The following is an 18,301-nucleotide window of genomic DNA, read 5'->3' on the forward strand; positions in this document are numbered from 1 at the left end:
TGACCGGGGCGGTATGTCACGGCATGACCTAGCGTGGTCGATATGCCTGATTCCACCCATGGAGACCACGGCCGCCCCCCGACCCGCGCGGAGCGCTGGGCGGCGTTCAAGGCATCCCCCTTCCTCCCCGCCACCGTCCTGCTCCTGATCATCTCCGCCGCGGCCGGCTTCTTCGCCGGGTCCTACACGTACGCCATGGCGAACCCGACCCCGCACAGCATCCCCGCGGCGGTGACGGGCGCCTACGACCGGCCCGCGGCCCGCCGGTTCGTCGGCGGCATGGAGAAGGCGCTCGGCGCCTCCCTGAAGCTGCGGCCGTACGACAGCCGGGAGGACGCGGTACGGGCGGTGGACCAGCAGGAGGTCTTCGCGGTGGTCGACGCGCCCGCCGACGGCCGGACGATCACCCTCGACGTGTCGGGGGCCTCCGGCGCGACGGTGGCGCAGGTGCTGGGGGAGACGGCGTTGAAGATCGGCAAGGCCACCGGCATCACCGTGGTGCTCCACGACCTGAAACCGTTGCAGAGGGGCGACCCGAGAGGACTGGCCATCTTCTACATCTCCCTGGCCGCCGTGATCATCGGATTCGTCGGCGCCATCCAGCTCAGCGTGCACGCGTCGGCGCTGAACCCGCTGGAGCGGATCTGCTTCACCGTCGCCTACGCCCTGCTCGGCGGGTTCACGATCGCCGCGGTGGTGGACTGGCTGCTGGAGGCGGTGCGGCTGCCGTTCGTGGAGTCCTGGGCGATCCTCACCTTCACGATGTTCACCTCGGGCATGGTCTTCACGATGTTCAACACCCTGTTCGGGCGCTGGGCCATGCTGCCGACGTGGGGGCTGATGGTGCTGCTGGGCAACCCCTCGTCCGGCGGTGCCGTCTCCTGGCCCCTGCTGCCGTCGGTACTGGGGACCATCGGCCGCTGGCTGCCGCCCGGCGCCTCGGTGAACGCCCAGCACACGGCGGTGTACTTCCGCGGACACCAGCACGCGTTCCCGTTCCTGGTGCTGGCGGGCTGGGCGGTCGTCTCCTGCACGGTCTTCCTGATCTGGCGGCACCGCCACCCGGGCGGCAGACCGAGACAGCCCGCGCACGCGGCCTAGGGGGTGCGCTGGGCGGGCGGGGCCGGCGGGGCGGCCTCGGTGTACCGGCGGGCCGGGCCGTCCCCGAGGGCGATCGACCTCGCGGTGTTGGAGACGGCCTTGATGCCCAGGTAGGCGGTGGTCGTGCTGCTGACGGCGGTGAACGCGGCGGTGAGGATGCCGACGATCACCGCCTTGTCCCCGTCGAGCTGCCACACACCGAACACGGCCACCGCGGCGATCGCCAGATTGCTGACGACGACCGCGAGCAGCCCGTACCGGGCCCGGTCCTTCTCCAGCTCGGTGTCCTGCGTGGCTCTGTCCTGGTCCCGGCCCATGTCTCCCCCGCTGAACTTGGTCCCCGACTGAACGTGGCCCCGATACAGAGAGCCCCTCTCCGGTGATCCTGGAGAGGGGCTCAGGCCCTGGTGAGGGCGGTTGTGGCTGGGGCCGGGGTCGAACCGGCGACCTTCCGCTTTTCAGGCGGACGCTCGTACCAACTGAGCTACCCAGCCACGGTGTTTCACGTGAAACACCAGCGGTCCTGACGGGATTTGAACCCGCGGCCTCCACCTTGACAGGGTGGCGAGCACTCCAAACTGCTCCACAGGACCAAGCTTGCGTGCAACAGTGTCGCACACGGTATTGCGTGCCCCCAACGGGATTCGAACCCGTGCTACCGCCTTGAAAGGGCGGCGTCCTAGGCCGCTAGACGATGAGGGCTATCGGCCCGCCTGGGCGCTTCTCAGCGCGTCGGGGACGTGAGAAGCATATGGGATGGCGAGGGGTATCGCCAAAACGGTTCACGGCGAGGTGCCGGGAGGGGTCGGGGAAGGGGACCGTGAGCTGCCGGTGGCGTCCGGCTGGTTGTCGTCCGCCAGATGGCGGCTGACCTCGGCCGTCGTGAGCCCCAGGCCGCCCAGCTTGATCGCGTCCCACGCCTGCAGCCTGCGGCTGTCCCGGTCGAAGTAGAGGATCGAGGCCTCGATCGGGGCCGGGTACTGCCGCTCCACCGCCCGCAGCCCGCTGCCGCCGGTCGAACCCTCCATGCGCAGCCGGGTGCCGTACCGCAGCAGCTCCGTCCCCTCGTGGTGCAGATGCCCGCACAGCACCAGCGGCACCGTGCCGTCCGTCTCCCGGGCGGCGGACGGCTCGTGCGCGATCGCCACGTCCACGGGCGTGCCGGCCGTCCGCTGATCGCGCAGGGCGCTGGCCAGCCGGTCGCCCGCCAGCTGCTCGGACGCGGCACTGCCGGGCGCGGTCGAGCGGTCGGGGGTGAACTGCGGATCACCGATGCCCGCGAAGCGCAGGCCCGCCACCGTCTCCGCCCGCCCGTCGTCCAGGACGCGCACGTTCTTCATGCGCTCCAGGTAGCGCTGGGTCGTCCGGGAGTCATGGTTGCCGCGCACCCAGACGTACGGCACGCCCAGGTCCCGGATCGGGTCGAGGAAGCCGTTCTCCGCCGCCGTACCGTGATCCATCGTGTCGCCGGAGTCGACGATCACGTCCACCTTGTACTGCTCCACCAGCGAGCCGATGATCTTCCAGCTCGCCGGGTTCAGGTGGATGTCCGACACGTGCAGGACGCGGATCGTGGAGGGGTCCGGCCGGTAGGCGGGGAGGGTGGAGGTGACGTCGTAGAGCTTCGTCACGTTCGTCACCAGGCGTGCCAGCTCCTTCTGGTAGACGTCGAACTCCGTGACGATGCTGCGGGCGTTGCCGACCACCGACGGCGCCGAGCTGAGCAGCCCGGAGAAGCGCGGCTCCAGGACCGACTTCGGATTCCAGGTGGCGTACGCCGACGCGGCGGAGGCGGCCAGCAGGGCCAGGGCCAGCCCGCCGGCGGCCACGGCCCGGCGCGGGCGGCGGTACACGGCGAGGCCGAGGGCCGTGGCCCCGGAGACCACGGCGACGCAGGAGCGCACGGCCAGGTCCAGCGTGCCGTGCTCGACGTCCCGGGTGACCTCGTCCTGGAGACCGGAGAGCCGCTCGGGGTGGTCGACCAGCGCCTGCGAGCGGAGTGGGTCCAGCTGGTCGACGTTCACGTCCAGGCGGACCGGCGCCACGTGGCTGTCCAGGCTGAGCGAGCCCAGCGGGGACACGTTGATCTTCGTGCCGCCGCTGAGGGAGGGGCGCAGCGCCATCGTCGTGTCCATCGGGCCGACCGGGGCCCGGACGTTGCCGACGATCAGCAGGCCCAGCCAGGCGCCGACGAGGACGACCGTGGTGAGACCCAGGGCCCGCAGCCAGGGGCTGGGGCGGGCGGCGAGTTCCAGGACGGGCAGGGGGCGGCGGGCGGGGCGTGGGCGGTTCGGGGTCCGGTTCGGCATGGTGCTCAGGGCTGCGACGGGGACGCGGGACGTGCCATTGGTGCCGTATGCCCAGGTCTCCTGGTGGATATGCGGCGGTGTTACCGGACAATGACCCTGTGCTGGAGATGACGCGCGAGGAGTTCGAGGAACTGGTCGCCGAGGCGCTCGACCGGATTCCGCCGGAGCTGACGCGGCTCATGGACAACGTGGCCGTGTTCGTGGAGGACGAGCCGCCCGCCGACGACCCCGAGCTGCTCGGGCTCTACGAGGGCACCCCGCTCACCGAGCGGGGCGAGTGGTACGCCGGTGTCCTGCCGGACCGGATCACCGTCTACCGCGGGCCCACACTCAGGATGTGCGACAGCCGCGAGGACGTCGTCGCGGAGACCGAGGTGACCGTGGTGCACGAGATCGCCCACCACTTCGGAATCGACGACGCCCGCCTCCACGCCCTCGGCTACGGCTGAGCACACCGTCGCGCGCGGGTGACGAAGCGTGCGTGATGCCCTGGCCGCGGGGCCAGGCGCCCGGTTCCCGTGGGCGCACGGGTGATTGCGGGGGCGGTCGGGGGCACGTCTGCCGGGTGGAGCGGCGCGCGTGTCCTCCTGTGGGTGGCTGGAGTTGGGGAGGTTGACTCCTTTCCTTGCCCCCGGAGGTGGCCACCGTGCGCCCCTTGTACGTACCCGTCCGTCTCGCCGCCGCGGCACTGGCCGTCACCGCCGCCGCCGGCTGTGTGAGCGTGGGCGACGACGCGGGCCGGGCCCGGCCCTCCCACTCGGCGGGGCAGCGCGGCGGCGAGGTGCCCGACGGCGGCCCGGTGGCCGGCGCGGGCGGCTTCGCCGGGGAAGGCGGCGGGGCCGGTGACGGCAAGCACGGGCACGGCGGCAGGGCGAAGCGGGGGAAGAAGGGCGCCGCGTCGGCCACCCCGTCCGCCGCGCGCAGCGCCTCCCGCGCACCGGCCGAGCCGGGCGAGACCGTCGAGCCCGGCGAGCCGGTGCCGACGAACGCGCCGCCGACGCCCCCGGTGACCTCCGCCCCGCCCGAGCCGCCGGCCTCCACCCCGCCGCCGCCCGTCACCGAGCCTCCGTCGGCCGAGCCCTCCTCGTCGGCGCACGAGGAGACGGGCCCGCAGCTGGTCCGGCGCGAGCCGGCGCCGGCGGCGGGCGTACCGGCGTAGACGCGTGCGTGCGGCCGGACGGCGAGTGTGAGCTGTGCCTCTGCGGCTCCATTTGCCTTCGGGGGTGGTAGGTGCGTATGGTGGTAGATCGTTTGATCCCATTTGCCCGGCGCCACCACAGAGCGCGCCGTGTGGCGCGTACTCTCCTTTGCCGTGGCGGACCGCATCGAGGCGGTCGTGAGCGATTCACGGAGTTGACGGGCGCGTGCCGAAGAGACTCCGGAAGGTTTCGCATTCGCATGTCCGTGTCCAGCACTGACCAGTTCGTCGTGTCCGAGAACGAGATCGAGATCGAGAACACCATCGAGATCGAGACCGCACTCGTCGACGAGACGACCGAGGTCACCGAGGCCCCCGAGGCCGCTGACACCCCCCAGACCACCTTCGCCGACCTCGGCCTCCCCGAGGGCATCGTGCGCAAGCTCGCGCAGAACGGCGTGACGACCCCCTTCCCGATCCAGGCCGCGACCATCCCGGACGCCCTGGACGGCAAGGACATCCTCGGCCGTGGCCGCACCGGCTCCGGCAAGACCCTCTCCTTCGGCCTGCCGACCCTGGCCCGGCTGGCCGGCGGCCGTACCCAGAAGCACAAGCCGCGCGCGGTCATCCTCACCCCGACCCGCGAGCTGGCCATGCAGGTCGCCGACGCCCTCCAGCCGTACGGCGACGTCCTCGGCCTGAAGATGAAGGTCGTCTGCGGCGGCACCTCCATGGGCAACCAGATCTACGCCCTGGAGCGCGGTGTCGACATCCTCGTCGCCACCCCGGGCCGGCTGCGCGACATCATCAACCGCGGCGCCTGCTCCCTGGAGGACGTGCGGATCGCCGTCCTTGACGAGGCCGACCAGATGTCCGACCTGGGCTTCCTGCCCGAGGTCACCGAGCTGCTCGACCAGGTCCCGGCCGACGGCCAGCGGATGCTCTTCTCCGCCACGATGGAGAACGAGATCCAGACCCTGGTCGACCGCTACCTGAACAACCCCGTCTCCCACGAGGTGGACGCGGCTCAGGGCGCGGTGACGACCATGTCGCACCACATCCTCATCGTGAAGCCCAAGGACAAGGCGCCGGTCACCGCCGCGATCGCCTCCCGCAAGGGCCGCACGATCATCTTCGTCCGCACCCAGCTGGGCGCCGACCGCGTCGCCGAGCAACTGCGCGAGGCCGGTGTGAAGGCCGACGCGCTGCACGGCGGCATGACCCAGGGCGCCCGTACCCGCACCCTGGCCGACTTCAAGGACGGCTACGTCAACGTCCTGGTCGCCACCGACGTCGCCGCGCGCGGCATCCACGTCGACGGCATCGACCTGGTGCTCAACGTGGACCCGGCCGGCGACCACAAGGACTACCTGCACCGCGCGGGCCGTACCGCCCGTGCGGGCCGCACCGGCACGGTCGTGTCGCTGTCCCTGCCGCACCAGCGGCGCCAGATCTTCCGCCTCATGGAGGACGCCGGCGTCGACGCGGCCCGCCACATCATCCAGGGCGGCGCCGCCTTCGACCCGGAGGTCGCCGAGATCACCGGCGCCCGCTCCATGACCGAGGTCCAGGCCGAGTCCGCCGCCAACGCCGCCCAGCAGGCCGAGCGCGAGCTCGCCCAGCTCACCAAGCAGCTGGAGCGCGCCCAGCGTCGCGCGACCGAGCTGCGCGAGGAGGCCGACCGGCTGGTCGCCCGGGTGGCCCGCGAGCGCGGCGACGACCCCGAGGCGGCGGTGGCCGAGGCGCAGGCGACGGCGGCGGAGCAGCTCGCCGTGGCCGAGGAGCCCGTGCAGCGCGAGACCGAGCGCGAGGAGCGTCCGGCGGCTTCGGCGCCGTACGAGCGCCGGGAGCGGCGGAGCTTCGACCGCGACCGTGGCTCCGAGCGCCGTGACGACCGCCGGGATGACCGCCGGGATGACCGCCGTGACGACCGTGGCGGCCGTTCCTTCGAGCGTCGCGAGGACCGCGGCGACCGTCGTCCGTTCGACCGGGACCGGGACCGTGGCTTCGAGCGTCGTGACGACCGCCGCGACGACCGTGGTGGCCGTTCCTTCGAGCGTCGCGAGGACCGCGGCGACCGTCGTCCGTTCGACCGGGACCGGGACCGTGGCTTCGAGCGTCGTGACGACCGCCGCGACGACCGTGGTGGCCGTGGTTTCGAGCGTCGTGACGACCGCCGTGACGACCGGGGCGGCCGTTCCTTCGAGCGCCGCGACGACCGGGGCGAGCGCCGTCCGTTCGACCGTGACCGTGGTGGCCGTTCCTTCGAGCGCCGTGACGACCGGGGCGGCTTCCGCCGTGACGAGCGCGGTGGCCACCGGGGCAGCGACCGTCCGTTCAACCGCGACCGCCGCGACGACCGCCCGGGCTTCCGGTCCGCCGGCCACGACCGCCCCTACGGCCGTCGTGACGACCACCGCGGCGGCACCGGCTCCTTCGGCCGCCGCGAGGACAAGCCGCGCTGGAAGCGCAACGGCTGACACGGCAACGGCTGATCCGGCGTCGGCTGACGCCGGGTGAGACAGGGCGAGGGCCCGTACGACACCGTTCGTACGGGCCCTCGCGCGTACCCGGGCCATCGATGTCCGGTCAGCTAGTGACGCATGTCACGCACCCGGTGAGGGAATTGCTGGGGGCATGACAGATGACGAGAACGCCGGTGGCCTGTCGGACGAGGAACGGCTGGCCCAGCTCGGCTACACCCAGGTCCTCGCCCGCCGGATGTCGGCGTTCTCGAACTACGCCGTCTCCTTCACGATCATCTCGGTGCTGTCCGGCTGCCTGACCCTGTACCTCTTCGGCATGACCACCGGCGGCCCCGCGGTGATCACCTGGGGCTGGGTGGCGGTGGGCCTGATGACACTGTTCGTGGGCCTGTCGATGGCCGAGATCTGCTCGGCCTACCCGACCTCGGCGGGCCTGTACTTCTGGGCCCACCGCCTGGCGCCCCCGCGTTCGGCGGCGGCCTGGGCGTGGTTCACGGGCTGGTTCAACGTGCTGGGGCAGGTGGCGGTGACCGCCGGCATCGACTTCGGCGCGGCCTCCTTCCTCGGCGCCTGGCTGAACCTCCAGTTCGGCTTCCGGGTGACCCCCGGCCGCACGGTGCTGCTGTTCGCGGCGATCCTCCTCCTGCACGGCCTGCTGAACACCTTCGGCGTCCGGATCGTCGCGTTCCTGAACAGCGTGAGCGTGTGGTGGCACGTCCTCGGTGTCGCGGTGATCGTCGGCGCGCTGGCGCTCGTCCCCGACCACCACCAGTCGGCGTCCTTCGTGTTCACGCACTTCGTCAACGAGACGGGCTGGGGCAGTACCCCGTACGTGGTGCTCCTGGGTCTGCTGATGGCCCAGTACACCTTCACCGGCTACGACGCCTCCGCCCACATGACCGAGGAGACCCACGACGCGGCCACCGCGGGCCCGAAGGGCATCGTCCGCTCCATCTGGACGTCGTGGATCGCGGGCTTCGTCCTCCTGCTGGGCTTCACGTTCGCGATCCAGTCGTACGGCGGTGCCCTCACCTCCCCCACCGGCGCACCGCCCGCCCAGATCCTCCTGGACGCCCTCGGCGCCACGGCCGGCAAGCTCCTGCTGCTGGTGGTGATCGGGGCTCAGCTCTTCTGCGGCATGGCCTCCGTCACGGCCAACAGCCGCATGATCTACGCCTTTTCGCGGGACGGCGCGCTGCCCTTCTCCCACGTCTGGCACACGGTCAGCCCGCGCACCCGGACCCCGGTGGCGGCGGTGTGGCTGGCCGCGCTCGGCGCCCTGGCCCTGGGCCTGCCGTACCTGATCAACACGACGGCCTACGCGGCGGTGACGTCCATCGCGGTGATCGGCCTGTACATCGCGTACGTCATCCCGACCTTCCTGCGCGTCCGCAAGGGCACCGCGTTCACCCCCGGTCCCTGGCACCTGGGCCGCTGGTCCCGCCCCATCGGGGTGGTCTCGGTGGCCTGGGTACTGGCGATCACCGTCCTGTTCATGCTGCCGCAGGTCTCCCCGGTCACCCGGGAGACGTTCAATTACGCCCCGGTCGCCGTCCTGGTCGTCCTCGGCTTCGCGGCGACCTGGTGGCTGGCCTCCGCCCGCCACTGGTTCCTCACCCGGCGCCCCGCCCCGGCTCCCATCCCGGCCGAAAAGTAACCATCCCCCCGCACCGGCGCCACCCGACGCGGCCGTGTCCCCGATACCCGATCGGCGACACGGCCTCGTCCGGCTATGCTCGGACAGGCAACATCGCACGGGCCGTTAGCTCAATTGGCAGAGCAGGGGACTTTTAATCCCTTGGTTGTGGGTTCGAGTCCCACACGGCCTACCGTCCGCGGGCCCGGGGATCACCCCTTGCGTCCCGCGGCACAGCGCCCGGGACGGCTTCGGCCGGCTCGGGCGCCGTCGCGTTCCCGGGGCGCCCGTGCCGCCGGTACGCCCGTGCCGGCCCCCGCGCCGTCAGTACCTCTGCGCCTTGGCCAGTCGGGCGGTCAGGTGGGGCTCGGGAGGCTTGTGGCTGATGGCGTAGCGCTCCGCCTTCTGCCCCGGCTTGACGTTCTGCGCCCCCACGACGACGGTCTCCACGACCTTGCCGTGGGAATCGCTGAAGTCCACCTGGACCGCGAAGGACGCGGGCTTGTCGGTGCGGTTGGTCATCGTGACGAGGAGGGCGCGCACGTTGTGGGTCTGCGACAGGGGGACGCCCGTCATGGAGACGTCGTTCGTCGCGTTGCCCCGCCCCTTCACCTTGGCGAGCTGCTTCTGGGCCTCCGCGCGGGCGCGTTCGGTCTCCGCGGACACGGATGCCTCGAACTCGGACGCGCGGGCGGAGGCGGACGCGGACGCGGCGGAGGCGGAGGCGCTGGCCTCCGCCTTCTTCGACTCCGACCAGGACGACATGCCGGACGGCGCGGTGCCGGAGAAGTTCGACGTGGCGGGTGCGGTCGGGGTGCGGGTGGCGGCGGCACCGCCGTTGCCGTTGCCGTTGCCGCAGGAGGCGACGGCCAGCACACCGGTGAGCGCCGCGCCCATGCCGTACACGAGGGGTCTCGGGCGCGGGCGTCTGGCGCGGGACGGCTCGGTGTCCTGGCCGGTCACGTTGGATTCCGACACGGCGACCTCCACGGTGATGCGGGCAGCGGACAGCGGGCAGCGGACACGGTGCCCGGTCGGTCCTGGTACAGACCACAAACATGGTCATACAAGGTGAGGTCCCGCGCGATCCGGCGCAGCGGGAAGAGCCGGCACAGACGGTGCGGAACGGTGCGGTTCGGGCCCGGCCCGGCCGGCACGGCTCCCGTTACTTCGCCCCGTACGCCCTGAGGAACGCGCTCACCCCGGCCCTGAGCAGACGGTCCGTCTCCGCTTCCGGCAGGGGCAGGACGCCGTAATGGGTCGTCTGGATGATGCGGTGCGAGATCAGGGCCGTGAAGTGGCCGGCGGCCACGCCCGCGTCGCCGTGCAGGTCCAGCAGGCCGGCGTCTTCGAGGTGGGCCATCGCCTCGGTGAGGGCCCGGCCGACCGGTTCCGGGCCGGCCTCGTGCCACGCCTTGAGGACCTCGGGCGGGACGTGGTCGGCCTCCGCGTGGATGTGCCGGACCAGGGCGAAGTGGTTCGCGTAGTCGCTCATGAGCCCGTGGAAGGCGCGGGCCAGCGCGACCAGGTCGCGTTCCAGGTCGCCGGGGCGGGGTGGGCGCCGCGGGTCCAGCACGGCGTGCAGGCGCGCCAGTTGGGCGTCCCGGACCTCGCTCGACGTCCAGGTCACGACCGTCTGGAAGAGCTGGGCCTTGCCGCCGGGGAAGTGGTTGTAGAGCGTGCGGGTGGAGACGTCGGCCGCGGCGGCGAGCGCGTCGACCGAGGCGCGGGCGTAGCCCTCGCGGCCGAAGACCGTGCAGGCCGCGCTCGCGATGGCCATCTGCTTCTGCCGTTTGCGGGGTGACACCTCGTCCCGTGCCCGTGCCGGCCGGGACTCGTTCGCCTCGTCCACGCCTGCCGCCCTTTCCGTCGTGACCGGGCCACTCTAGCCGAAGTACAACGACCGTTGTAATTCTTACAACGCTCGTTGTACTTTCATGGCGAGGCGGTCACCCGTACCGGTCACCGCCGGACCGAGATTCGCCACAAGGGGGACAGCTGTGTCCGTTTCCGATGCGCTTCGCGTCACCGTCATCGTCGGCAGCGTGCGTGAGGGCCGGCTGGGGAGGGCCGTCGCCGACTGGTTCCTCACCACGGCCGCCGCCGACCCGGGCCTCGACCTCGACGTCATCGACCTCGCCGGGGTGGAGCTGCCGCTGGTGCTGCCCGGCTGGGGCGGCACCCCGGGCCCGGAGGCCGTCGCCGCGCTGCGGGACGTGTCACCGCGGCTCGCCGCCGCCGACGCGTTCGTGATCGTCACCCCCGAGTACAACCACAGCTTCCCGGCGGCCCTGAAGAACCTCATCGACTGGCACCACCGCGAGTGGCAGGCCAAGCCGGTCGGCTTCGTGTCGTACGGCGGTCTCGGCGGCGGGCTGCGCGCGGTGGAGCAGCTCCGGCTGGTCTTCGCCGAACTGCACGCCGTGACCGTGCGCGACTCGGTCAGCCTGCACGGGCCCTGGTCCGGCCTGGACGAGGACGGCACCCCGCGCGACGCCGACGTGTGCGCGGGCGCGGCCAAGGGCATGCTCGGCCAGCTCGCCTGGTGGGGCCGGGCCCTGCGGACCGCGCGCGCCGAGCGCCCCTACGCCGGCTGAGGGGCGGCTGCGATGAGCAGGCTCCGGTCCGCCGGTTCCGCCCGGCCCGTTCCCCCCGCCGGCGTGGCGGGCCCTGCCGCGGCCTCCCCGGCCGTCCTCCGCCGGGTCGTCACCGTCGTCGTCCTCGGCACGACCATGTCCGTGCTGGACATGACGATCGTCAACGTCGCGCTGCGCCGCCTCTCGGTGTCCTTCGGCGCCCCGCTGGAGACCATCCAGTGGGCCGCGACCGCGTACACCCTGGCGCTCGCCGCGGTCATCCCGGCCGCCGCGTGGGCGATGGGCCGCGCCGGCGCCAAGCGGACCTACATGACCGCGCTCGCCCTGTTCACGCTGGGCTCGCTGCTCGCCGCCTGCGCCTGGGACGCGGGGAGCCTGATCGCGTTCCGCGTGGTGCAGGGGCTGGGCGGCGGCCTGCTGCAGCCCGTCGGCATGGCGATGGGCATGCGGGCCGCGGACCGGGCCCGGCTCGGCCGGGCGATGGGCCTGCTGGGGCTGCCCATCCTGATCGGCCCGGTCGCCGGTCCGGTGCTCGGCGGCCGGCTGGTGGACGCCGCGTCCTGGCACTGGATATTCCTGATCAACCTGCCCGTCGGCGCCCTGGCCCTGGTGCTGGCGGCCCGGCTGCTGCCCCGGGACGCCCCGGAGGCCCGTGGCCGCGACCTGCCCCGGCTGGACGTTCCCGGCCTGCTGATGCTCTCGCCCGGTCTGGCCCTGCTGCTGTACGGCCTGGCGCGGGGCGGTGAGCGCGGGGACTTCACGGCGCCCGGCGCGCTGCTGCCGACACTCGCCGGCGCCGTCCTCGCGGCGGCCTTCGTACGGCGGGCGCTCACCGTCCGCGCACCGCTGCTGGACCTGCGGCTGCTGCGGGAGCGCACCTTCGCCGCAGGTATCGCCACGCTCGCCCCGTTCACCTGCGGCTACTTCGGATCGATGCTGCTCGGGCCGCTGTACTGGCAGCAGGAGCGGGGCCTGAGCGCGACGGCGGCCGGGCTGCTCGGGGCGCCGACCGGGCTGGTGGTCGGGGTGACGATGCAGATCGCGGCCCGGCGGATCGACACGGCGGTGCCGCGCCGGCTGATCACGGCCGGCTGCGCGGTGGCCGCCCTCGGAATGGGGCTGATGGCCTGGCAGACCGGGACGGCGGGGGTCGCGCCCTGGCGGGTCGTCGTCGCGGGCATGGTGATGGGCGTCGGCGCCGGGATGACGCTGATGCCGGCGATGACCACCGCGACCCGTGGCCTGCCCCCGGACCGGCTGCCCGGAGCGAGCACCGCGCTGAGCATCAACGCCCAGCTCGCCGCGTCGGTCGGCACGGCCCTGCTGTCGGTGGTGCTGGCCGCGGCGGGCCCGTCACCGGCCGGCTTCCGGCTCACGTACGCCGTGACGGCCGCCCTGCTCGCCGCCGCCGTCCTCTGGGCCCTCCGGCTCCCCGGCCGCCCCGCCGCCGGCTAGCCCGCAGTCAGCTCGGTCAGCTCGGTCAGTTCCGCCAGCGGCAGGGTGTGCTGGGTCTGGAGCACCTTCGCGCGCAGGTAGCGGACGTTGTGGGCGGTGGTGAAGACACCGGTCGGCACCCGGTCCCGTACCGCGATCCCCAGCGAGCGCAGCTGTTCGGCCTTGTCGGGGTTGTTGGAGAGCAGGTCGAGCTCGGTGATGCCGAGGGCGCCGAGCATCTGGGCGGCTGCCGTGTAGTCGCGGGCGTCCTCCGGCAGGCCGAGGGCGGCGTTCGCCGCGTAGGTGTCGAGCCCCTCGTCCTGGAGGGCGTACGCGTCGAGCTTGTTGTAGAGGCCGATGCCCCGGCCCTCCTGGCGCAGGTAGAGCAGGACGCCGCCGCGGCCGGCGATGCGCTCGACCGCCTCGCGCAGCTGCGGTCCGCAGTCGCAGCGGGCCGAGCAGAAGACGTCCCCGGTCAGGCACTCGGAGTGCAGGCGCACCAGCGGGACGGGACCGGGCTCGCCGAGGACGACGGCGAGGTGTTCCCGGCCGTCGGTGAGGCCGTGGAAGGTGACGAGTTCGGCGTCGGTGCCGTAGCCGTCGGCGAAGCGCAGCGGTACCCGGACGCGGGCGCGCGGGGTGGCGGCGGGGATGTCGGGCATGCGGGTCCTCCGGGACAGTTGCTTCAGATTTGAAGCAGCGGTTCGCAGGGACCCTACCTCTGCTTAAAAGTTAAAGCAATCGCGCACCCGGCGGCCCGGCCCGCTCGGCAGGACGCCCGAGGTGCCGCTCGGCAGGACGCGGGGTTCCGCTCAGGAGGACGCCGAGGGTGACGAGCACGACGAACGGCGCCGCCAGGGAACGTCCTCGGCGCCGCACCGGTCGTCCTCGCCCTGCAGCCCGCGCGCGATCCCCGTGCAGATCTCCTCCAGCTGCCCCACCTGCTCCGGGGTCAGCCGGTCGAACAGGGTGCTGCGGACCGTCTCGACGTGCCCGGGCGCCGTACGCTCCAGGACGGCCACCCCCTCGTCCGTCAGCACGGCGAGCGAGCTGCGCTTGTCCCAGCGGCAGTTCTCCCGGCGCACCAGGCCGTCCCGCTCCAGCCGGGTCACCACGTACGTGAGCCGGCTGCGGGTGATCTTCAGCGTCTCGGCGAGATCGGTCATGCGCAGCCGCCGGTCGGGGGCCTCGGAGAGGTTGGCCAGCACCGAGTAGAACAGGTGCGGCATGCCGCCCTCCTGCTGGAGCTGCCGGTCGACGGCGTCCTCCAGGAGACGGGAGGCGGCCATGTAGGCGCGCCAGGCGCGCTGCTCGTCGGGCGTGAGCCAGCGGGTCGTCATGTTCCCAGTGTAAGTTTGTTTAAAACTTGAACCAGCTCGTCCGCCGGACGGGTGAGCTCCGCCTCCGGAAGAGAGGGCGCCGATGCCCCTGCCGTACGTGCTGCTGTCCGCCGCCGTCTCCCTCGACGGCTACCTGGACGACACCGGCCCCGACCGCCTGATGCTGTCCAGCCCGGCCGACTTCGACCGGGTCGACGCCGTACGGGCCTCGGTCGACGCGATCCTCGTCGGCGCCGGGACGATCCGCGCCGACAACCCCCGCCTGCTGGTCAACTCCGCCGAGCGGCGCGCGGAGCGGGTGGCGCGGGGTGAGCCGGAGTACCCGCTGAAGGTCACGGTCACGGCCACCGGCGACCTCGATCCGGACGCCAGGTTCTGGCACACCGGCGGCGACAAGATCGTCTACACCACCGACCGGGGCGCCGAGCGGGTCGCCCGCCGCCTCGGGGGCAGCGCCGACGTCGTCCCGCTCGGTCCCGACCTGGACTGGCGGGCCCTGCTGGAGCACCTCCACGACGTGCGCGGCGTCGGCCGCCTGATGGTGGAGGGCGGCGGCACGGTCCACACCCAGCTGCTGCACCAGGGACTCGCCGACGAGCTCCAGCTGGTCCTCGCCCCGCTGTTCGTCGGCGATCCCGCGGCGCCCCGCCTGTTCGGGCCGGGGGCCTACCAGCCCGGACGGCTGCGCCTGCTCGACACCCGCCGGATGGAGGACGTCGTGCTCGTGCGGTACGTGCCGACGGCCCCCGGCACCGGGCCGGTCGCCACCGCCGCCGACCGTCACTGGCTGCGGACCGCCTGTGAACTGGCGGCGCTGTGTCCGCCGTCGGAGACGGCGTTCAGCGTCGGTGCGGTGGTCGTGGCCGCCGACGGCACGGAGCTGGCCCGCGGCCATTCGCGGGAGGGCGCCGATCCCGTCGTGCACGCGGAGGAGGCGGCGCTCGCGAAGATCGCCGCGGACGACCCGCGGCTGGCCGGTGCCACCGTGTACAGCAGCCTGGAGCCCTGTGCCCGGCGTGCGTCCCGGCCGGCGCCCTGTGCCGAGCTGATCCTCCGGGCGGGGGTGCGCAGGGTGGTCACCGCCTGGCGTGAGCCGGACACGTTCGTGGCGGCGGCCGACGGAAGCGGGGTCCTGGCCTCGCGGGGCGTGCGGGTCGTCGTGCTGCCTGAGCTGGAGGAGCCGGCCAAGGCGCCGAACGCCCACCTGCTGTGAGTGCCCGCCCGCCCGCCGGGGTGCCCGGCGGGCGGGCGCGGGTGCGTCGCGGCCTCTTACGCGGCTCCCCGCCCCGCTGCGGGGCGCCGCCGCGGGCCGGGAACGACTCAGGGCCCGGAATCCTGGGGATTCCGGGCCCTGCGCCTTCAGTAGCGGGGACAGGATTTGAACCTGCGACCTCTGGGTTATGAGCCCAGCGAGCTACCGAGCTGCTCCACCCCGCGTCGTTGTGACTCCAGTGTACGCCATGCGCGGGACCGCTCGCACACCCCTTTCGGCCCACACCGGTCGCCGCCCGCCCCGGGCCCCGGAAACCTGGAGGTACGTCGGACAAGCGGGAGACACGCGGTGCGCCCTGGAAAGGTGGAGGAGAGCCCGTACGCCAGGGCGGGCGGCCGGCTCCCCGGCGACCCCGTGCCCGACCCGGGGCTCGGTGACGAACCGGTGCCGGTGCGCGCCCGCCGCCGCCCGGGCCCCCGTGCCCTGGCCCGCGCCCTGCCCGCCCTGCTCGTCGTCTGCGGTGTCCTGTACGGCCTGCTCGCCCCGGACGACTTCACCGCCGTCCCGTTCTTCACCGCGGCCCCGCTGGTCGCCGCGCCCCTGTCCTCGCTGCGCACCACCGTCCTGACCGGTCTTCTCTCCCTCGCCGCCGCCTACGCCGTGCACACCGACGCCGGGGCCCATCCCGCCGTGGGCACCCTCACCGACGTGGTCACCGTCGCGACGGTCGCGCTGCTGGCCGTCGCCATCAACCGGGTGGTCCGGCGGGGCGACCGGCGGCTCGCCTCCGCCCGCGAGATCGCCGAGGCCGCCCAGCGGGCCGTCCTGCCGGAACCGGACGAGCGGATCGGCGGCTACGAGATCGCCGCCTGCTACGAGGCGGCACGGCAGGACGCGTTCATCGGCGGCGACCTGTACGCCGTGCAGGACAGCCCCCACGGCGTCCGGCTGGTCGTCGGGGACGTGCGCGGCAAGGGCATGGGCGCGGTCGCCGCGGTGGCCGTGGTGATCGGCGCGTTCCGGGAGGCGGCCGAGCAGGAGGCCACGCTGGAGGCGGTCGCCGAGCGGCTGGAGCGGGCGCTGGCCCGCGAGGGCACCCGGCGCGACGGGATCGACGCCTTCGAGGGGTTCACCACCGCGGTCCTCGCCGAACTCCCGCACGGCGACGGCCCGGTACGGATCGTCAACCGCGGCCATCCGCCGCCGCTGCTGCTGCACGCCGACGGCACCCTGCGCACCCTGGCGCCCGCCGAGCCCGCGCTGCCGCTCGGCATCGGCGACCTCGGCATGTGGCCGGACCGGGCCACCGAGACAGCCTTCCCGAGCGGCGCGACCCTGCTGTTCCACACCGACGGCCTGTCCGAGGCCCGGGACGCCCACGGCCGGTTCTACGACCCCGAACGGCGGCTCGCCGGGCGCGCCTTCGCCGGCCCGGCCGCGCTGGTCGGCCGGCTCGCCGAGGAGGCGCGCCGGCACTCCGGGGGCGGCATGGCCGACGACATGGCGCTGCTCGCCGTGCGGCGCCCCTGACCCTCACCGAAGGTGACCGGGCGACCGCCGTGCGCATAACATCTGAGTCACCATCAAAACCGAAAGTGACTGCTGAACGGGCCGGATGCTCGGTCAACTCGCCCGTTTTGGCGGGGTAGTGGCCGATAGCTCCGCCGGTAAAGACGTGAATGATCAAGCCGAACGGCTTGGAAAGTGACTGTCGGGTCTATTAACGTTCGATAACGCAGCGCGGTCGTCACAGCCGTCACAAGAGGCGGCTCCGTGCGCACGCGCCGAATCCCGCAAGGGAGCCGGGGAACCACCACCCTGGGGTGAATCACGCGAATGCCGTCCGTGAACTCGTCGAGTCCACGACCGGTATACGCGCGTAGGAGACCTTCCTGCTCCGAACCCGTCAGCTAACCCGGTAGGCGAAAGGAAGGAAAGGAGTACGCCCGCGTGGCGTCCAACCGGCCTGCCCCAGAAGCCCCGTACATACCGGCACAGCGCGAGCCCGAGACCTTCGGGTACGGCGCCTACCGCGCCGAGGAGGGCCCCTGGGAGGAGTGGAACCCCACCGAGGAGTCCGTCGCCCCGGTGCGCGGCCGGCATCGCGTCGCAAAGCAGCGCGGCGGCTTCGCGCGCAGCTCCACCGTCCTGGGCGTCGGCGTCATGGCCGCGGTCGGCGCGGGCGGCATGGCCAGCGCCAACACCGGCAAGCCGCCGGTCTCCATCTCCCTGCCGGACCTGCCCTCGGTCGGCTCCCTCTTCCACGACCACTCGGCCGACTCCCACCCGGCCGAGGCCGCCACGGCCACGCTGAGCACCGTCGGCGTGACCACGGCCGCCGGCGAGGACAGCGCCGACGCGGGCGAGGCACTGCGCAACCGGATCATGGCCCAGGCCGAGCAGCAGCAGGGCCAGGCCGAGAGCAGGGCCACCGCCGCCGCGGTCGCCGCCGCCGAGAAGCAGAGCGCCGACGCCGCCGCCCAGGCCGAGAAGGAGGCCGCCGCCCAGGCCGCCGCGGCCAAGGAGAAGGCGGAGGCCGCCGCCGCGAAGAAGGCGGAGGAGGAGCGGCTGGCGAAGCTGGCCGAGCAGTACACGCTGCCCACCTCCTCGTACACGATCACCTCGACCTTCGGCCAGGCCGGCGGGATGTGGTCCTCCGGCTACCACACCGGTCTCGACTTCGCCGCCCCCACCGGCACCCTGATCAAGGCCGTGCACAGCGGCACGATCACCGAGGCGGGCTGGGCCGGCTCCTACGGCTACCGCACCATCCTCACCCTGGACGACGGCACCGAGCTGTGGTTCTGCCACCAGTCCTCGATCAGCGTCTCCGTCGGCCAGAAGGTCACCACCGGCGAGGTCATCGGCCGCGTCGGCGCCACCGGCAACGTCACCGGGCCGCACGTCCACATGGAGGTCCACCCCGACGGCCAGGCCACCGGCATCGACCCCATGGCGTGGCTGCGCGGCAAGGGCCTCAACCCCTGACGGTCCCGTCCCGCGCAGGGACCTTTGCGAGATCTTGACGGGGACTCCGCCCCGGCGGT

Annotated in this window: 16 protein-coding genes, 5 tRNA genes and 1 riboswitch; of the genes, 11 read left to right on the forward strand and 10 right to left on the reverse strand. The window is 72.9% G+C overall.

Going from position 1 to position 18,301, the window contains the following annotated elements; genetic code table 11:
- Nucleotides 1-42 precede the first annotated feature (42 nt).
- Nucleotides 43-1,101: an ABC transporter permease gene (locus ACZ5DC_RS36715; RefSeq protein WP_468660148.1), complete on the forward strand. Its 1,059-nt coding sequence runs from the start codon at nucleotides 43-45 to the stop codon at nucleotides 1,099-1,101.
- Here the strand turns inward: ACZ5DC_RS36715 and ACZ5DC_RS36720 are convergent.
- The 5 genes from ACZ5DC_RS36720 to ACZ5DC_RS36740 form a co-directional block, all read right to left on the reverse strand.
- Complete coding sequence (locus ACZ5DC_RS36720; RefSeq protein WP_468660150.1) at nucleotides 1,098-1,418, reverse strand: hypothetical protein; 321 nt, start codon at nucleotides 1,416-1,418, stop codon at nucleotides 1,098-1,100. The two genes, ACZ5DC_RS36715 and ACZ5DC_RS36720, sit on opposite strands and share 4 nt — an antisense overlap.
- Before the next feature lie 103 nt (nucleotides 1,419-1,521).
- Nucleotides 1,522-1,595, reverse strand: a tRNA-Phe gene (locus tag ACZ5DC_RS36725).
- 24 nt (nucleotides 1,596-1,619) lie between these two features.
- A tRNA-Asp gene (locus ACZ5DC_RS36730) sits at nucleotides 1,620-1,694 on the reverse strand.
- 36 nt (nucleotides 1,695-1,730) lie between these two features.
- Nucleotides 1,731-1,803: transfer RNA gene (locus ACZ5DC_RS36735), tRNA-Glu, on the reverse strand.
- 80 nt (nucleotides 1,804-1,883) lie between these two features.
- Entirely contained in the window at nucleotides 1,884-3,410 is a 1,527-nt protein-coding gene (locus ACZ5DC_RS36740; protein WP_468660152.1) for a metallophosphoesterase family protein, read from the reverse strand.
- 98 nt (nucleotides 3,411-3,508) lie between these two features.
- On the opposite strand from ACZ5DC_RS36740, the gene ACZ5DC_RS36745 reads away from it, so the two are divergent.
- The 5 genes from ACZ5DC_RS36745 to ACZ5DC_RS36765 all read left to right on the forward strand — a co-directional run bounded on the left by ACZ5DC_RS36745 (nucleotide 3,509) and on the right by ACZ5DC_RS36765 (nucleotide 8,863).
- Nucleotides 3,509-3,859 (forward strand): metallopeptidase family protein, encoded by a 351-nt coding sequence (locus tag ACZ5DC_RS36745; RefSeq protein WP_058081062.1) that lies wholly within the window; start codon nucleotides 3,509-3,511, stop codon nucleotides 3,857-3,859.
- Between the two features lie 197 nt (nucleotides 3,860-4,056).
- On the forward strand, nucleotides 4,057-4,569 hold the full coding sequence (locus ACZ5DC_RS36750) for a hypothetical protein (RefSeq protein WP_468660154.1): 513 nt from the start codon (nucleotides 4,057-4,059) through the stop codon (nucleotides 4,567-4,569).
- A gap of 239 nt (nucleotides 4,570-4,808) precedes the next feature.
- A complete protein-coding gene (locus ACZ5DC_RS36755; protein ID WP_468660156.1) occupies nucleotides 4,809-7,028 on the forward strand; it encodes a DEAD/DEAH box helicase in 2,220 nt (739 codons plus the stop codon).
- Between the two features lie 157 nt (nucleotides 7,029-7,185).
- A complete protein-coding gene (locus tag ACZ5DC_RS36760; RefSeq protein ID WP_468660158.1) occupies nucleotides 7,186-8,691 on the forward strand; it encodes an amino acid permease in 1,506 nt (501 codons plus the stop codon).
- Between the two features lie 99 nt (nucleotides 8,692-8,790).
- Nucleotides 8,791-8,863: transfer RNA gene (locus ACZ5DC_RS36765), tRNA-Lys, on the forward strand.
- 131 nt (nucleotides 8,864-8,994) lie between these two features.
- On the opposite strand, the gene ACZ5DC_RS36770 is transcribed toward ACZ5DC_RS36765, so the two are convergent.
- Both ACZ5DC_RS36770 and ACZ5DC_RS36775 read right to left on the reverse strand, forming a co-directional pair.
- Nucleotides 8,995-9,648: a hypothetical protein gene (locus ACZ5DC_RS36770; RefSeq protein ID WP_468660160.1), complete on the reverse strand. Its 654-nt coding sequence runs from the start codon at nucleotides 9,646-9,648 to the stop codon at nucleotides 8,995-8,997.
- Between the two features lie 187 nt (nucleotides 9,649-9,835).
- Nucleotides 9,836-10,522: a TetR/AcrR family transcriptional regulator C-terminal domain-containing protein gene (locus ACZ5DC_RS36775; protein ID WP_468660162.1), complete on the reverse strand. Its 687-nt coding sequence runs from the start codon at nucleotides 10,520-10,522 to the stop codon at nucleotides 9,836-9,838.
- Nucleotides 10,523-10,670: 148 nt separating this feature from the next.
- Here ACZ5DC_RS36775 and ACZ5DC_RS36780 point away from each other — a divergent pair, with 148 nt between their 5' ends.
- On the forward strand, nucleotides 10,671-11,267 hold the full coding sequence (locus ACZ5DC_RS36780; protein WP_468660164.1) for an NADPH-dependent FMN reductase: 597 nt from the start codon (nucleotides 10,671-10,673) through the stop codon (nucleotides 11,265-11,267).
- A gap of 12 nt (nucleotides 11,268-11,279) precedes the next feature.
- Entirely contained in the window at nucleotides 11,280-12,722 is a 1,443-nt protein-coding gene (locus tag ACZ5DC_RS36785) for a DHA2 family efflux MFS transporter permease subunit (RefSeq protein ID WP_468660166.1), read from the forward strand.
- On the opposite strand, the gene ACZ5DC_RS36790 is transcribed toward ACZ5DC_RS36785, so the two are convergent.
- Both ACZ5DC_RS36790 and ACZ5DC_RS36795 read right to left on the reverse strand, forming a co-directional pair.
- On the reverse strand, nucleotides 12,719-13,363 hold the full coding sequence (locus ACZ5DC_RS36790; protein WP_468660168.1) for a GTP cyclohydrolase II: 645 nt from the start codon (nucleotides 13,361-13,363) through the stop codon (nucleotides 12,719-12,721). The genes ACZ5DC_RS36785 and ACZ5DC_RS36790 overlap by 4 nt on opposite strands.
- Before the next feature lie 150 nt (nucleotides 13,364-13,513).
- Nucleotides 13,514-14,041: a MarR family winged helix-turn-helix transcriptional regulator gene (locus ACZ5DC_RS36795; protein WP_468660170.1), complete on the reverse strand. Its 528-nt coding sequence runs from the start codon at nucleotides 14,039-14,041 to the stop codon at nucleotides 13,514-13,516.
- Between the two features lie 82 nt (nucleotides 14,042-14,123).
- Here ACZ5DC_RS36795 and ACZ5DC_RS36800 point away from each other — a divergent pair, with 82 nt between their 5' ends.
- On the forward strand, nucleotides 14,124-15,254 hold the full coding sequence (locus tag ACZ5DC_RS36800) for a dihydrofolate reductase family protein (RefSeq protein WP_468660172.1): 1,131 nt from the start codon (nucleotides 14,124-14,126) through the stop codon (nucleotides 15,252-15,254).
- 150 nt (nucleotides 15,255-15,404) lie between these two features.
- On the opposite strand, the gene ACZ5DC_RS36805 is transcribed toward ACZ5DC_RS36800, so the two are convergent.
- Nucleotides 15,405-15,478 (reverse strand) — tRNA-Met (locus tag ACZ5DC_RS36805).
- 124 nt (nucleotides 15,479-15,602) lie between these two features.
- Here ACZ5DC_RS36805 and ACZ5DC_RS36810 point away from each other — a divergent pair.
- Together ACZ5DC_RS36810 and ACZ5DC_RS36815 are read left to right on the forward strand one after the other, a co-directional pair.
- A complete protein-coding gene (locus tag ACZ5DC_RS36810; protein WP_468660174.1) occupies nucleotides 15,603-16,784 on the forward strand; it encodes a PP2C family protein-serine/threonine phosphatase in 1,182 nt (393 codons plus the stop codon).
- Nucleotides 16,785-17,026: 242 nt separating this feature from the next.
- Nucleotides 17,027-17,194: riboswitch (cyclic di-AMP (ydaO/yuaA leader) on the forward strand.
- A gap of 10 nt (nucleotides 17,195-17,204) precedes the next feature.
- The gene (locus ACZ5DC_RS36815) at nucleotides 17,205-18,242 is read left to right on the forward strand and encodes a M23 family metallopeptidase (protein WP_468660176.1); all 1,038 of its coding nucleotides are present in this window, start codon (nucleotides 17,205-17,207) and stop codon (nucleotides 18,240-18,242) included.
- Nucleotides 18,243-18,301 lie beyond the last annotated feature (59 nt).

This window comes from Streptomyces sp. NPDC031445, assembly GCF_055581365.1.